This window comes from Pseudomonas sp. URIL14HWK12:I6 (assembly GCF_000514195.1).
In the GTDB taxonomy this organism is placed as follows: domain Bacteria; phylum Pseudomonadota; class Gammaproteobacteria; order Pseudomonadales; family Pseudomonadaceae; genus Aquipseudomonas; species Aquipseudomonas putida_A.
Window position 1 is genome coordinate 238,076 of record NZ_AZVL01000002.1, and the last position, 15,370, is coordinate 253,445.

Consider the following 15,370-nt stretch of genomic DNA (forward strand, 5'->3'; position numbering starts at 1 on the left):
CCGAGTAATCATTCAGCGCAAAACGTCTCCTGCAAATGCCGCCACAGCACCCGCCCGGCCTCGGTCTTTTCAAACACCACCGTCGAGCGGCGATCGGTGCGCAACCCGCTCGCATCGCTCTGCTGCTCGCGATAACTCAGCGTCCCGCCATGCGCATGCAGCGCAATCCCGCGCAGCTCACTGAGCTCGATCCTGAACCCGGGCTTGTTCCCGCCCGCCGCGTGAAACAGCGCACGCAAGGCTTCGATATCCAGCGCCACGCCCAGCGGCGTGACCATGGAAAAATCCGCCGAGAACCGGCTCAGCAAGCGCTCCATTTCGGCTGAATCCTGCTCCACGGCAAACCAGCGTTCGATGACCAAGTGGGCCTGGATCACTTCATCAAAATATTCGTTGTAGTCAGTCATGTGGATTTTTCCTGAAGGGGAGGTGGGCTCAGCAGGGCGAGCACTGTGGAGGCGTCGAAACGCAGCACGGCGATCATGGGCAACAAGGTGAGCAAGGCCGCCGCGACAAAGCAGTATTTGAATCCGTTGCCGCCCAGTGCGCCCAACAGCGAACTGAGCAACGCGGCGCCAAGACAGAAACCGAGCTGGCGATTGATGTTCCACAGAGCGCTGGAGTGGCCCATTTTTTCCGGCGCGATGCCGACAAATGCCAGGCTCTGCGCGGTGACGCTGCACAGGCTGCCGCCCAGTCCCATCAAGGCATAGGCAATGATCAGCGGCGTGGCGGCGGGTTGTTCGATGCGCATCAGCAGGACAATCCCCAGGCACTGCAAAAGCATCCCGGTGATCAGCAGCGGTTTGGGGCCAATGCGGTTGAAACTGCGTTTGCCGAGCATGATCGCCACCCCCGATGCGGCCGCCCAGGACAGCATCAGCGCACCGGTCTGCGCGGCGCCGAAACCGAGGTCGTGCAGGTACAACACGGCAATCATGTTGGTGCCGGTAAACACCCCGGGCACGAACAGGTAGATCAACATCGCCAGGCGCAACGACGGACTCTTGAGCAGTTGCAGGTCGAGCACCGCGTCAGGTTTGTGCCAGCCATCACGCAGGTACAGCCATAAGGTCAGGACGCCGAGCAGCAAAACTCCGCCGGCGAGGTGTCGGGTAGCGGCGGCGCTCGCCAGGCTCACGGCAATCAACAACAGTGTCAGGGCTGCCACCGCCAGCAGCAGGCCGCGCAGATCCAGTGTCGGGCGTTCCGTGCCGGGTTGATCCGCTTGCAACCACAGCAGACCCAGGCCGAACGCGAGCAGCGCCAGCGGCATGTTCAGGTAGAAAATCCAGCGCCACGACAACGCCTCGACGATCAGGCCGCCCGCCGCCGGCGACAGGGCTGGCACCATCAGCGCGACCATCAGCACCACGCCGGTCAGGTGCGCGCGTTGTGTCGATGGATACTGCCGATAAGCCAAGGCCTGACCGATCGGCAGCAACAACCCGCCACCGAGCCCTTGCAGCAAACGCCAGCCGATCAGGTTTTCAATCGACCCGGCCTGGGCCACCAGACCGGAAGCGATTCCGAACAGCAGCAACGAGCCGAGAATCAGCCGCCGCTCGCCCAGCCGCGCCGCCAGCCACACGCTCAGCGGAATGATCAGTGTCAGCCCGAGCATGTAGGCGTTGGTGATCCACGCCAGTTGCGTTACCGAGGCCTGTAATTCCCGGGCGATGTCCGGGTAGGCGATGCTCGCGGCGAACATGTTCAGCAGGTCGAGGGCGAACCCGAACAGATACACCAGCGCGACTTTCGAGCGATAGGCCATGGCAGCTTCCCTGTAATGAGACGCGCAGGGTAGTGCGCTTCAGGCGTTAGGAAAACGCTGGTTTGCCTGCTAGTTTGTCAAAATAATTTTGACAGGGAGCGCGCTGGGTATGGTCAGCCTGGACCGTTTTGACACTTTCAAAGCTGTGGTCGAGGCCGGGTCGTTGACCGCGGCTGCCGATACCTTGGGCCAGACCCGTGCGGTGGTGAGCTTCAATCTCAAGCGCCTGGAAGAGGAACTGGGCGTCACCTTGCTTACGCGCAACACCCGGCAACTGGCCCTGACCGATGCCGGCGAGCGCTTCTATCGGCGCTGCCTGCGCACCCTCGACGAAGCGCGACTGGCGATCGAGGAGGCGCGCTCCGAGCATTCGCAACTCAAGGGCACGTTGCGCATCACTACCACCGTGGAATTCGCCCTGGCCCAAGTGGTGCCGGCGCTGGAGGTGTTTCGCCAGCAACAGCCGCAACTGAACATTCACTTGTCGACATCCTCGACCCACGCCGATCTGATCTCCGAACGCTTCGATATGGCGATTCGTCTGGGGCGCATGCACGACTCCAATCTGCGCGCGGTGCAGTTGTCGAGGTTCGAAGTGTTTGCGGTGGCGGCGCCGCAACTGGTCGAGCGCTTCGCGCCGGTCGCCACGCTGGCGACGCTGGAGTCGATGCCGACGCTGGGCCATGGCCGAGTTCCGGAAATGACCGTGACCGACCCGGCCGGCAGCGAGCATGTCTACCAGCCAAAACCGGGGACCACCGCCATCGTCGCCGACAACTCGGCGACGCTCAGGGCGTTTGCGCTGACTGGCCAAGGCGTGGCGATTTTGCCGCAGTGGCTGATTCAGGAGGATCTGCAGGCCGGGCGATTGGTGCGGTTGCTGGCCGATTACCGCTTTGCCCCGCAGGGTGTCTACGCGCTGTATCCGGATACCCGGCATTTGCCGCTGAAGGTGCGGGCGTTTATAGATTTCATGAAGGGTTGGGGTTGAGTGTTGGCTGATCTGGCCCCTTCGCGAGCAAGCCCGCTCCCACATTTGGAATGCATTCTCCTGTGGGAGCGGGCTTGCTCGCGAAAGCGTCAACCCGGTCTCAGAGCTTCCCACGCAAGCCGAACCGCTTCATCAACGTCGATTCCAGCAACCCCTTGGGCAATAACGTCGCCAGCAATGGCAACGCGCGGCTGCCATTACCAATGCGGATCAAGCGTGGCGGCGTGTTCTGCTGCACCGCCTTGAGCAACTCAGCCGCAAACTCACTGGCCGGGGTCGGCTTGTCCTCCCACATTTGGAATGCATTCTCCTGTGGGAGCGAGCCTGCTCGCGAAAGCGTCAACCCGGTCTCAGAGCTGGCCGCGCAACCCGAACCGCTTCATCAACGTCGACTCCAGCAATCCCTTGGGCAATAACGTCGCCAGCAATGGCAACGCGCGGCTGCCATTACCAATACGGATCAAGCGTGGCGGCGTGCTCTGCTGCACAGCCTTGAGCAACTCAGCCGCAAACTCACTGGCCGGGGTCGGCTTGTCCTGCGAGGCCTTGGCCCGCGCACGAATTCCCTCACGCAACGGATACCACGGTGATTGCTCGTTGATCAGTTGCTCCGCTTCATGCCCGGCATTCTTGGCGAAGCTCGACTGAATCGCTCCCGGTTGCACTTCCATCACGCGGATGCCGAACGGCGCCAGCTCCATGCGCAGCGCATCGCTCAGCGCATGCACCGCGGCCTTCGAGGCGCAGTAGGCGCCGGCGAACGGCGTGACCAGTACCCCTGAGACACTGCCGATGTTCACCACCAGCCCCTTGGTCCGGCGCAGTACCGGAAACAGGGCGCGGGTAACGCCGACAATCGAGAACACATTGGTTTCGAACTGGCGCTGCATGGCCGGCACGCCACCGTCGAGCAGCGGCCCCATCGCGCCATAACCGGCGTTGTTGATCAGCACGTCGAGGCCGCCGTGTTGCTGGTTGATGCGCTCAGCGAGTTGTTCCAGCGCCACACTGTCATTGACGTCCAGTGCGATTGCGCTGAACCCGGCAGCGGCGAGGGCCGCGACGTCTTCAGCCTTGCGCGCACTGGCCCAGACCTCGTAACCGGCGGCTTTGAACGCGTCAGCGAGGGCGCGGCCAATGCCGCTGGAGCAACCGGTAATCAACGCAACGGGCATGGCGCATTCCTTGTGCAAAAAGTGGGGAGGGGGATCAGTCGGAGAAACTGCCCTGCAAGCGCTCGGCACGAAACTCCAGGGTTTGTGGGCGATAACCGGGGCGCAGCGGTGGCATCGGCAGGCAGTCTTCCCAGTCGCCGCCGGCCTGCAGTTCGCCGGGGCCGCGATAGCGCGGGGCGGTGTATTGGTTGTCGGCCAGATTGACCGTGTCGCCCGGCGCGTAAGCTGCGATGCGCCAGCGCAGTTCAGTCAGCGGCACGTCGTTGCCGTTCTTCATTTTCAATTGCAGCGGCCGATCTGCCGGGCATTGCTCCGGTGCATAGCTGATGCGCATCTCAAGACGCGCCAGTTGCTTGAGCTCGCGGTTGTCCAGCCACACCACCCACATGGCCACCAGTCCCAGACCAATAGCCGCGGCCACTGAGACCGGCACAGCCTTGGCGGGATAGCGCAGCAGCAGAATCAACCAGGTGATGATCAGCAGGATGCCGATGAACATGAGGGAAGGCTCCTTGGTTCGTGAGTACCATCCTACCGGAGGGCCGGCGCAATGGACATTCGCGCGTATTCCGAATGTACCGTCAGTCGGTACTGTAATTTCTGACAGTTGAAAATCGCAAAGCGCGGATGCTCTGATGCCCTGAAGCATGGATAACGCTAGTGCCGGGAGCAAGCTGATGAACAAGCATGGCAAAACACCGACGCTTTCAGTAAGCGACCCGCGCGGACTGCAGGTTCGGACGGTTGGTTATTGGCGTGCCGACGACCTTTGCCCAGCTCAAACCCGCGTCAATCGCACGGTGCGTGACGCTGCCGGAAGTGTTGTGGAACAGTGGGATCCGCGCCTGTGGGCACTGCAAACGACCGAGCCGCTGACGCCAGCGAATCTGCGCACCCTTTATTCGTTGATCGGGCAAACGCTGCGCTCCGACAGCGTCGATGCCGGTACGCAGCTGGCGTTGTACGGGCTGGGTGCCGAGACGCTGTACGACTGGGACAGTCGAGAGACCTGGCGCGAGGTGCAACACGACCCGCTGCTGCGTCCGATTGCCGTGTTCGAAGAAGGCGCATCCGAGCCTAGGCGGTGCGTCGAACGTCTCACTTACGGTCAGCCCGGCGCGGGTGATCCCTCCCGGAATCAGCTGGGCCAGTTGATTCGGCACGATGATCCGGCGGGTAGTGTGTGCTCGCAAAGCTTTGCAATCAGTGGGCAATGCATTGAAAGCACGCGGCACTTCACCCTCGACCCCAGCGTCCCCGATTGGCCGCAAAACGTTGATGACCGCCAGCGCTTGCTGGAGCCTGGTGACGGTGCAACGACCCGCTGGCGCTTCGGGCCGCTGGGGCAGGTACTCGAACAAGTCGATGCACGTGATAATCGACAGGACCGCGAGTTGACGCTGGACGGTCAGTTGCGCGCCTGCCATCTGCAATTGCGGCACCAGACCAAAGCGCAAACGCTGGTGAGCGACATTCGTTACAACGCTGATGGGCAAGTCACTCAGGAACTGGCGGGCAATGGTGTGCTGACGACGCTGACCTATCAGCCCGAGGACGGTCGTTTGCGAACCCGCCATGCGAGGAAAGTCGGGGGCGAGGTATTGCAACATCTGATCTACGACTATGACCCGATGGGCAACTTGCTGAGCATCGAGGACAAGGCACTGCCGATCCGGTATTTCGCCAACCAGCGTATCGATCCTGTCAGGCGTTTCGACTATGACAGCTTCTACCAGTTGCATGTGGCCACCGGTTGGGAAGCAGGTGCTGCTACTCAAGGTCCGGCGTCCATCGGACGTGACGATCCGGCAGCAGTGAGCAATTATCGACAGACCTTCGACTACGATGAATCCGGCAATCTGCTGCTGCTGACGCATGTTGGCGCGCGCAATGGCCGCGAGCTCAAAGCTGCGCGATCAAGTAATCGCTGTTTGCCTTACCGTAATGGCGTGCCACCGACGGAAGAGGAGATTGCCGCGGCGTTCGATGCCCGTGGCAATTTGCGAGCGCTGTACGCGGGGAGTTCATTGACGTGGAATCTGCGTAATCAGTTGCAAGCGGTCACGCCGGTCGAACGTGCCAGCGGCCCCAATGACCGTGAACACTATTGCTACGACGGTGCCGGCCAACGTGTGCGCAAGATTCGCTCGTTACAGACGAATGCCCGCGGCGTCTCGGCCCAGGTGCGCTATTTGCCTGGGCTGGAGCTACGTACCGACACGGCCACCGGTGAACAACTGCAAGTGATTTCCGTCGAGGGCCACATCAGCCGTGTACACGTGCTGCACTGGGAAAGTGCTCCGCCCACCGGTTCCAATGACCATTATCGGTACACGCTGACGGATCATCTCGGATCGACCTGCCTGGAACTGGGCGAGGATGCCCGGCTCATCAGTCAAGAAACTTTCTTCCCGTTCGGTGAAACGGCGTGGAGCAAGGACACCGAGGCCAGTTACAAAACCCTGCGTTATTCGGGCAAGGAGCGCGATGCCACAGGTCTCTATTATTACGGCTATCGCTATTACATGCCGTGGTTGCAGCGCTGGTTGAATCCTGACCCGAAAGGCTTTATCGACGGGCCGAACCTGTATCAGATGGTGGGTAACTCGCCCATGAACCATGTCGACACCGATGGGGGCGGGAAGACCGCCACATCTGAGTTGGCTGACAGTGTGCAAAAGCAGCAGGCATTAATGAGCACGATGACCTCGGCGGCAGCGGACGTCAGAAACTCATTGCTCAATCACACTCAGGCGCGACACCGGTTTCAGGCCTTGGCCAGGCGCGTCGGGACGCAACTGGCCAGCAGCATGTTCAGCGCAGGCGCTCAAGCCGCAGGGGGCACGATTGGCACTGCAATGGGCACCGTGTTCGGACCGGTAGCCGGTTCGCTTGGGGGCAAGATTGGCACGAAGGTCGCCGATAAGTTGGCGGGTACAGCCATCGACAAGGTGGTGGACACCTATCAGTTGAACCGACCTATCCATTTCAAGGGCAGCGAATTGAATCCCAAGGTTCTGGTTGAAAGCGTCGAGCCGAAAAAGAAGCTGAGTCTTGCCACAGTGAAACTGCAATTGGCAGCGCATGATCCGCGCACAGCCGACGGTCGATCACGCTTGACCCAAATGGCGCGCGCCAAGGTCGAGGGCAAAGTGATCGAGGCAGTCTCTGAAAAACTGGGACCAGAAACTCGGGGGCTGTTCCAGACGGGGCGGGAATTCATCCATGCAGCGCAGGGACTGAATGCTGAGGCGTTAAGCAACACTTATGAACATCTTTCGGCAAACATCGACATGGTCGAGTTCAGGACGCAGGCCATCCTTACCGAGCTGGCAACCACCGGCAGCGCGGATCCGGAGCTTTTCGAAGCGGTCTCCGACTTGTCGATGCAAACGTCCAGTACGCTGCAGAGCCTGCGGCGGACCCAGGACTTTATCGGACTGCTCGCACCGGCTCCCTACGCGGGAAGGCAGCAATCGCTGGGGGGACATTCCCGGCCAAGGCTGACTCGACAACATTCGTTGAGTTGAAAAAAAGCCCCCGCCCAACCCACTGCGGATAGGGGACGCAGCGGGCTGGACGGGGGCTTCTCATTGCCGGGCGATCACTGCGCGATGGTTTTCACCGACACGCCACGTTCGATCGGGGTGGAGCGACCGTAGATATCTTCGAAGCGTTCGATATCGTCTTCGCCCAGGTAGCTGCCCGATTGCACTTCGATGATTTCCAGCGGGATCTTGCCCGGGTTGCGCAGGCGATGCACCGAGGCGATCGGGATGTAGGTCGACTGGTTTTCGCAGAGCAGGAACACGTTGTCATCGCAGGTCACTTCAGCAGTGCCGCTGACCACAATCCAGTGCTCGGCGCGGTGGTGGTGCATCTGCAGCGACAGGCACGCGCCCGGTTTGACCGAGATGTGCTTGACCTGGAAGCGGCCACCCATGTCCACCGAGTCATACGAGCCCCACGGACGGTAGACCTCGCAGTGGTTCTGGGTTTCGCTGCGACCCTGCTCGTTGAGGGTGTTAACCATCTGCTTGACGCCCTGAACCTTGTCCTTGTGGGCGATCATCATCGCGTCCTTGGTTTCGACCACGACGATGTTTTCCAGACCGATCACCGACACCAGTTTGCCGTTGCCGTGGATCATGCAGTTCTTGCTGTCCTGGATGACCACATCGCCTTTGCTGACGTTGCCGTTGGCGTCTTTCTCGTTGACTTCCCACAGCGACGACCAGCAACCGACATCGCTCCAGCCAGCGGACAGCGGCACCACGCAGGCGCGTTGGGTTTTTTCCATCACCGAGTAGTCGATGGAGTTGTCCGGGCAGCAGGCGAAGGTGGCTTCGTCCAGGGTAACGGTGTCGGCGTCCTGCTGGCTGCGCTCGAGGGTCAGCAGGCAGGTGTCGTAGATGTCCGGATCGTGCTTTTTCAGCTCTTCGAGGAAGCGGCTGGCGCGGAACAGGAACATGCCGCTGTTCCAGTAGTAGCCGCCGGATTCGACGTATTCGGTGGCGCGTTTGACGTCGGGTTTTTCGACGAAGTGCGAGACGCGGCTGACGCCTTCCGGCAGCAGCGAATCGCCAGTGGACTTGATGTAGCCGTAACCGGTTTCCGGCTTGGTTGCCGGCACGCCGAACAGCACCATTTCGCCGTTTTCGGCGGCGACAGTGGCCAGGGCGAGGGCGCGTTGCAGGGCTTTCTGGTCTTCCAGTACGTGGTCGGCCGGCAGCACCAGCATGAGTTCGTCACGACCTTCGTTGACCAGCATCATCGCGGTCAGCGCTACCGCCGGCGCGGTGTTGCGGCCGAACGGCTCCATCAGGATGCGCTGGCATTCGAGGTTACGGTTGGCCAGCTGTTCGTTGACGATGAAGCGGTGATCCTTGTTGCAGACCACGATCGGCGTGTCCATGCCTTCGAACACCAGACGTTCCAGAGTTTGCTGGAACAGCGTGTGTTCACCGGTCAGGGCCAGGAATTGTTTAGGGAATTGCTTACGCGAAAGCGGCCAAAGACGTGAACCGCTACCACCTGACAAGATCACCGGAATCATGTTGTTTACTCCATAAAAATCGATTGGTTAGAGGCCCTGTGGGAGCGAGCCTGCTCGCGAAAGCGGTACATCAGTCGACATTGATGTTGGATGTCGGACCGTATTCGCGAGCAGGCTCGCTCCCACAGGGTTACTGCGTCAGTTCATGAAATTGGTTAGCGAGTCGACACCGGGCGTTTCACCCAGACTGGCGACAGGCTGCTGCCGGAACCGGTGACGTACAGCACCGCTGCCTCACCGCGCTCCAGGGCGACCGGTTTCACGTCGCCGACTTTCTTGTCGCCTTCGTACAGCGCCAGGCTGACTTTCACCGGGTTGATTTCACGTTCGCCACGGCCCTTGGCAGCCACGTTCGGCACCACGTCGGTCTTGCCGTCGGCGGTCTTCAGGGTCAGCGGCTTGTCGCTGAGGTTCTGCACGCGCACCAGGGATTTCTGCTTGTTCTTGAACGGTGGTTCTTCGATCAGTTGCGGCGCGCCGGACGCGTTGTTGACCAGGGTGTAGTAGTGGTCGCCGGCGAGTTTGACCGGCAGGGTCTGGCTGCCGACCTTGGCGCTGTAGTCGCCGCCCGGCATGAAGCTGAAGTCGCTGCTGGCCAGTGGCGCAACGTCGCTCAGGTTGGTGCTGCCGACGGTGGCGCTGACTTCGGCGTTGCTGGCGTTGTAGACGCGCACGAAGGTCGAGCCTTTCGGCGCGGTCGGGCCGTACAGCGCGGCGTCACCACCGGCAAAGGCCTGGACCGACAGCACGCTCAGACCCGCAACCAATGCGAAGCGTTTGGCGAGACGACGAGGAGTAGTAGTGAAAGTCATGGTGTTACCTCTCTTTCAGTTTTGCGCCCGATCGGGCGTCTCGGATTTAGTGTTGATGGCTACGTTTTGTTGGCGAGCACCGGCTTGTTTGAGCTCTGCGACCCACTGTGGGTCGGCGTCGCCGATTTCGTTGTTCACAGGCAGATATCGTTCAGGAAACTCCCAGATCAGCACCTGTGGCGGGCTGTTCTTGAAGTCATCGCTTTTCAGGTAGCTGAGCATCGGCAGGATCGGGCCGTGGCCGTCCTCGGCGTAATTGACCACGTCGCTGTGCAGCGCTTGTTTCAGCGCACCGACGAAGTTCCAGTTGGGGTTGGCGCTGTAGCTGGTACCGATCAGTGCGACCGGTACTTCGCTGCTGGCGAACAGCGCGTCGTCACCGGCAGGCTGCTCGGCGGCCACGGTGTTGCGCTTCTGCAGCGGCTCTTGTGCCGGCATCAGGTTTTCAAACAGCGGATCCAGTGGCAGGAACAGACGCAGGTCGCCCTTGTGCGTGACCTTCTCCGCTGGCGTGGTGACAAAGCGCTGTGGCTCGCCGCTGAGCGGGAACTTGTCGGCGATAGTCTTGGCCAGGGTGTTGGCGGCGATTTCAGCGCCTTCCGGGGTCCAGTGGGTGTCGGTGCGCAGGAACACTTGCTGACCGTTCTGCTTGGCTTTTTGCAGTGGGCCAAGCAGGTCCGGGGCGAGGATCTTGTCTGCGGCGACACGGGCGTGGAAGTCCTGATAGAGGTTGGCGTGGATGCTCGCCGGTTTCACTTCACCCAGGTGTTCCGGGTACAGACGCACCTTGGCCGGCACGATGGCCATCACCAGTTTCACGCCTTTCTCTTTCAGGGTCTGGCGCACGCCTTCGACCAGCGCGTAGTTGCCTTGCAGGTTCAGTTCTTCGTTGACGATCGGGTTGAATTCCTCGTCGCTGTATAGCCACTGATCGCGACCGAGCACTACGCCTGGACGACCTTCGTTGAACAGTTTGAAATCCAGCGCCGCCCAGAGGTTGGTGCCCAGACGCTTGATCGGAAACTGATCGTCGTAGTGGGTTTCCACGGCTTTGGTCCAGCGACCGTTAAGCACGGTCGCATCGGCGTTGGTGCTGAAGCCGAAGAAGCTGCGCACCGACCACAGACCGAGCACCAGCAGGGTCACCAGAAACAGCGCGATGTAGAAGATGCGTAATGAGCGGGTCATGTCAGATCCCTCAGAACTGGAAGTAAAGGAACGGCGAGAAGCTTTGCGCCGAGAGTTTGAGAATCGAGGCGATGAACAGCAGCAGGATCAGCCCGCGCATCACGTAGCGTGACCAGTCCGCCGTCCAGTAGGCCGGTTGCACCTGCGCCTCGACGCCGACGGTGTAGCCAGGCTCATGGATGCTCGCCGGGTTCTCGCCGGGGGCTGCCTTGATCATGCCCGGGGTCGCGGTGGCAGGGCCGTTGGCCTCGACGTTGACTTCAGGTTTGCTCTTCACCGGAGGCTGGTTGGTGTACAGATCACGCAGGCCGAAGAACGCCAGGGTTGCGTACGCCACCACCAGGGTCGCCACTTGCAGACCGGTGAGGCTGGCGCGGTTGAGTTCCGACAGCGACCAGTCGCTGAAGCTGAACATCGCGCCGTACATGCGCCCGGCGACGTGCAGGTTTTCGGCACGGAAGATCACCCAGCCCATCACCACCAGCAGGAAGGTCAGCGCCCAGCGGATCGGGTTGAGGCTGCGCGGCGAGGTGTTGATGCCGAGCATTTTTTCGATCGCCAGCCACATGCCGTGCCAGGCGCCCCAGACGATGTAAGTGATGTTCGCGCCGTGCCACAGACCACCCAGGAGCATGGTCAGGAACAGGTTGCGATAGGTCATCAGCGTGCCTTTACGGTTACCGCCGAGGGTGATGTACAGGTAGTCACGCAGCCAGGTCGACAGGCTGATGTGCCAGCGGCGCCAGAACTCGGTGATCGACTGGCTGATGTACGGCTGCTTGAAGTTTTCCATGAAGCGGAAACCCATCATCAGACCCAGACCGATGGCCATGTCGCTGTAACCGGAGAAGTCGAAATACAGCTGCGCGGTGTACGCCAGCGCGCCAAGCCAGGCATCCCCGGTGGTCGGGTTTTGCAGGGCGAAGCAATGATCGGCAACCACGGCGAGGGTGTCGGCGATGAAGACCTTCTTGATGAAACCCTGCATGAACCGCGTGCAACCTTCGGAGAACTTGTCGAGGGTGTGGGTGCGGTTGTTGAACTGGTCGGCGAGGTCGCGAAAGCGCAGGACCGGGCCGGCAATCAGGTGCGGGAAGATCGCCACGAACGCCGCGAAGTCGATCAGGTTGCGGGTGGCCGGGGTGTCGCCGCGATACACGTCGATGATGTAGCTGATCGATTCGAAGATGTAGAACGAGATACCGATCGGCAGCAGCACGTGGGTCAGGATGAACGGTTCCAGACCGAACGAGGTCATGATCGCGTTGATGCTGTCCACGCCGAAGTTGGCGTACTTGAAGTAGCCGAGGATGCACAGGTCGACCGCCACGCCGAGCAGCAGCCAGCGCTGTGCCGGTTTGCTGCGCACGCCGGCGGCACCGACTTTCAGGCCGATCCAGTAGTTCCACAGGGTGACGCCGGCGAACAGCGCCAGGAAGTCCACCCGCCACCACGCGTAGAACACGTAGCTGGCGATCAGCAGCAACAGGTTGCGATAGCGTTGCCCGCTCAAGTAGTACAAGCCGAGAAAGATCGGCAAGAACAGAAACAGGAACACGTTGGATGAAAATACCATCCCGATCTCTCCATGTTTGAACCAACAGTCAAGGGCCAAAGCCCCCCCAAACCCCCCGTGAAAATTCAGGGGGCGACATCACTTCACTGTGGGAGCGGGCTTGCTCGCGAAGGCGGTGTGTCAGTCGACATCAGTTTTGAATGTCAGACGGCATTCGCGAGCAAGCCCGCTCCCACAGGGGATTGCATTCACTCTTACGAACCCTTGTTGCCCTTCTCATGCGACGGGTCGTAGACCTTGGTCAGGTCGCCGCCGAGGCGGAAGGTCTTGAACGGCTGCATGCCGTGCTTCTTCTCGATCACATCCGCCGGGCAGGTGTAGAGGGTGCAGAACGGTTCGAGCCAGGCGAATTTCATGTCCTCTTTCAAGTCGGTCATGTCCTGCTCTTTGCCGTTCTTCTTCTCGAACTGGTCCGGGTCTTTCACCCCGGCCAGCACCCGATCACCCAGACGCTTGAGCGCGCTGTTGTTTTCCTGACGCAGATCGACACCGTTGACCTGGGCGAAGCTGGCGATCATCGCCAGTGGCGGCAGGGCGTAGTTGTGATAGGCGAGGGCGCGTTGCTGGCGCTTGAGCTCGTTAGGCAGGAAGCCGTCGGCATCGACTTGATTGACCCCGACCTTGTATTCCTTCACTGCCCAATCGAACAGGTCGCGACGGTTGGTGGCGATCGAGGTCGCCATCACCGACCACGCGGCCCAGTACGAGTGGTTGTTGGTTTTTTCCAGCGGCAGGTTGTCCCAGTCGCTGACCACCTGATCGGCCATCTTGCTGAACCACGCCTCGATCTGCTGCGCTTCTTGCTGATGCGTGGCCAGCGGATGCGAGTCGGAGAACTTCAGGCGAATGTACGAAGAGGCCATGCTGCCCAGCGCCCATTTGCGCATTGATTTGCCGGTGTGGTTGAAGTCTTTCGACATCAACGCATCGGCCTTGGCCCACGCGGTCAGCCAGTTCAGCGTGCAGTCGAGCTGCTCCGGACGACCGTCGCGCATGAACTGCATCACCCGTTTGGCGGTGCCGCGCTCCAGCGTGGTGATGTCCTTGGTGGTGTCGCGGAAGGCTTTTTCCGACTGCACGTTCAGCGTCGCGCGAGCCTTGTCCGAGCCTTCGTACTTACTGCGAAATTGCAGCGGCCCGGTGTACGGCGCCGGCATCGCGTCGCAGCCTTCGCTGTTGTCGCCGCTCTTGAATTTATCCACCGGCGCAAAGTAGCCCTGTGGCGGACGCAGTGGTGCGGCGGCCTGAGTGGCCCCGGCGAACATCGCCAGGGTCAGCAGGGATGGCGCAAGCAAGTGTTTGATCGTTCGATTTCGCATAGCAGACCTCATTGCCCGAGCTGAGCGGTTTGTGGCCCAGCGCCCGGGAATACGTTGCGTTTGCAGATTTTCGCTTCGACTTTTTGCGGCGCGGTACCCGCTTCCGGGCCCTGGACTTCGACTGCCAGCAGATTTTGCGAGGCCCAGTCTTCGTCCGTGCGCAGCTCAAAGGCGAAACGACCGTCGGTGTCGGAGGTTTCCGGTTTCTCGATCTTGATGTCCTCGTGGCGACCGTTCATGTACCAGAGGGTGGCTTGCAGGGTTTTCACCGAGGGGTCGGCGAAGCGGATGTCGACCTGATGGCTGCTGTTTTGCAGGTTCAGGTTTTTGCTGTTGACCAGCAGTTCCTGTTTGCCGCCAGGCTTGAGCGTGGTGCTGGCGGACATTTGCGCGTCTTTGCCTTCGCAGCCGTTGTCGAGCAGCGACATCATCTGGCGATAGATGGTTTCCTGGTCGAGGCGGTACAGCGGCGAGAATTCCCAGATCAGAATCTTCGGCGGGGTCTTCTGGAATTCGTCGCTACCGAGGTACTGCAGCATCGAACCTTCGAGACCACCGCCGGGGAAGGCGACGTTGAGAATGTCGGCGCCAATGGCCTCTTCGAGGAAGCCGGCGAAGTTGTAGTTCTTGCCGCTGTGCGAGGTACCCACGAGGGTGATTTGCGGGTTGCCGGAGTCACCGAACAGGTCGCCGTCACCGGCTTCGCCTTTCGGCTCGGTGGTGAACTGGTCCATGTACTGGATCGCGTAACTGGTGCCGCACAGTTGCCCGGCCATGTTGTGCAGGGTGCCGGTCTTGCCCATGCGCCCGGTGCGTTTGGTTTCGAATTCACGCTTGGGAATGTCGGCGAAGGCCGGGATCTGCTTGACCTTCTCGGCGACGATTTTCGCTGTGCGCTGGGCACCGTATGGGGTCCAGTGCTGGTCGCCGCGGAAGTAGAAATCGTGGGCGGGCAGGGTGTCCGGCAGCGATTCGTTGGTCAGCGGCGACAGGTCCGGTACCACGTAACCCATCTGCGCGAAACGGCCGAGCATGGTCTTGTAGTTGCCCAGCGCTTTCTCGTAATCGAACGCGGCTTTTTCCTGCGGATTGAGCTTGTTGCGGTTCACCAGGCCACGGGTCGGCTGATAGACGATCACCAGTTCGACGCCTTTGGCCTTGAACGCATCGTGCAGCTGTTGCAGGCGTTTGTAGCCGGCCGGAGTGGTGTTGAACTCGGTGCGCAAATCTTCCTGGGTACGGAACAGCCAGTCGCCCTGCGCCTGCACCAGGGTGGTGAAGTTCTGCTGGTAGCGCGTGGTGTAGTTCTTCGCGTCATGGGCGGCCGGGCACAGGTTGCAGCACGGTTCGGCGCTGAATTTTGGCGGGGTGGCGCCCGCCGTGTCATCGGCGCGGGCAGCGTTGCTGGCCGCCAGAATGCCCACGGTCAGGGCCGACAGGCTGAGTAATTTGATCAAGTGTGGGTGCATAAAATTATCC

12 protein-coding genes and 1 pseudogene are annotated in these 15,370 nt (G+C 60.9%); 2 read left to right on the plus strand and 11 right to left on the minus strand.

Annotated features, from left to right (window positions below):
* Positions 1 to 8: 8 nt before the first annotated feature.
* Positions 9 to 407, minus strand: a complete 399-nt coding sequence (locus tag H043_RS0104750) for a hypothetical protein (RefSeq protein ID WP_027610913.1) — start codon at positions 405 to 407, stop codon at positions 9 to 11.
* Positions 404 to 1,774, minus strand: a complete 1,371-nt coding sequence (locus H043_RS0104755; RefSeq protein ID WP_027610914.1) for an MFS transporter — start codon at positions 1,772 to 1,774, stop codon at positions 404 to 406. The genes H043_RS0104750 and H043_RS0104755 overlap by 4 nt, the downstream gene beginning before the upstream one ends.
* 109 nt (positions 1,775 to 1,883) lie before the next feature.
* Between H043_RS0104755 and H043_RS0104760 the strand changes: the two genes are divergently transcribed.
* On the plus strand, positions 1,884 to 2,765 hold the full coding sequence (locus H043_RS0104760; RefSeq protein ID WP_027610915.1) for a LysR family transcriptional regulator: 882 nt from the start codon (positions 1,884 to 1,886) through the stop codon (positions 2,763 to 2,765).
* 100 nt (positions 2,766 to 2,865) lie between these two features.
* Here H043_RS0104760 and H043_RS0104765 read toward each other — a convergent pair.
* The 3 genes and pseudogenes from H043_RS0104765 to H043_RS0104775 all read right to left on the minus strand — a co-directional run.
* Positions 2,866 to 3,051 (minus strand): annotated as a pseudogene (locus H043_RS0104765) (short-chain dehydrogenase); the annotation flags it as partial.
* Between the two features lie 64 nt (positions 3,052 to 3,115).
* Positions 3,116 to 3,940 (minus strand): SDR family oxidoreductase, encoded by an 825-nt coding sequence (locus H043_RS0104770; RefSeq protein WP_027610917.1) that lies wholly within the window; start codon positions 3,938 to 3,940, stop codon positions 3,116 to 3,118.
* Between the two features lie 34 nt (positions 3,941 to 3,974).
* The gene (locus H043_RS0104775) at positions 3,975 to 4,439 is read right to left on the minus strand and encodes a hypothetical protein (protein ID WP_027610918.1); all 465 of its coding nucleotides are present in this window, start codon (positions 4,437 to 4,439) and stop codon (positions 3,975 to 3,977) included.
* Between the two features lie 178 nt (positions 4,440 to 4,617).
* On the opposite strand from H043_RS0104775, the gene H043_RS0104780 reads away from it, so the two are divergent.
* Entirely contained in the window at positions 4,618 to 7,470 is a 2,853-nt protein-coding gene (locus H043_RS0104780) for an RHS repeat domain-containing protein (RefSeq protein WP_027610919.1), read from the plus strand.
* A 74-nt stretch (positions 7,471 to 7,544) separates the two neighbouring features.
* Here the strand turns inward: H043_RS0104780 and H043_RS0104785 are convergent, their stop codons facing one another.
* The 6 genes from H043_RS0104785 to H043_RS0104810 all read right to left on the minus strand — a co-directional run bounded on the left by H043_RS0104785 (position 7,545) and on the right by H043_RS0104810 (position 15,360).
* The gene (locus H043_RS0104785; RefSeq protein ID WP_003221833.1) at positions 7,545 to 8,996 is read right to left on the minus strand and encodes a mannose-1-phosphate guanylyltransferase/mannose-6-phosphate isomerase; all 1,452 of its coding nucleotides are present in this window, start codon (positions 8,994 to 8,996) and stop codon (positions 7,545 to 7,547) included.
* Positions 8,997 to 9,151: 155 nt separating this feature from the next.
* Positions 9,152 to 9,808, minus strand: a complete 657-nt coding sequence (locus H043_RS0104790) for an alginate O-acetyltransferase AlgF (protein ID WP_007969549.1) — start codon at positions 9,806 to 9,808, stop codon at positions 9,152 to 9,154.
* A gap of 15 nt (positions 9,809 to 9,823) precedes the next feature.
* Entirely contained in the window at positions 9,824 to 10,996 is a 1,173-nt protein-coding gene (locus H043_RS0104795) for an alginate O-acetyltransferase (protein WP_027610920.1), read from the minus strand.
* A gap of 10 nt (positions 10,997 to 11,006) precedes the next feature.
* Positions 11,007 to 12,572, minus strand: coding sequence for an MBOAT family protein (locus H043_RS0104800; protein WP_027610921.1), 1,566 nt, complete (start codon positions 12,570 to 12,572; stop codon positions 11,007 to 11,009).
* Between the two features lie 194 nt (positions 12,573 to 12,766).
* Complete coding sequence (locus H043_RS0104805) at positions 12,767 to 13,891, minus strand: mannuronate-specific alginate lyase (protein ID WP_027610922.1); 1,125 nt, start codon at positions 13,889 to 13,891, stop codon at positions 12,767 to 12,769.
* Between the two features lie 8 nt (positions 13,892 to 13,899).
* On the minus strand, positions 13,900 to 15,360 hold the full coding sequence (locus H043_RS0104810) for an alginate O-acetyltransferase (RefSeq protein ID WP_027610923.1): 1,461 nt from the start codon (positions 15,358 to 15,360) through the stop codon (positions 13,900 to 13,902).
* Between the last annotated feature and the right edge of the window lie 10 nt (positions 15,361 to 15,370).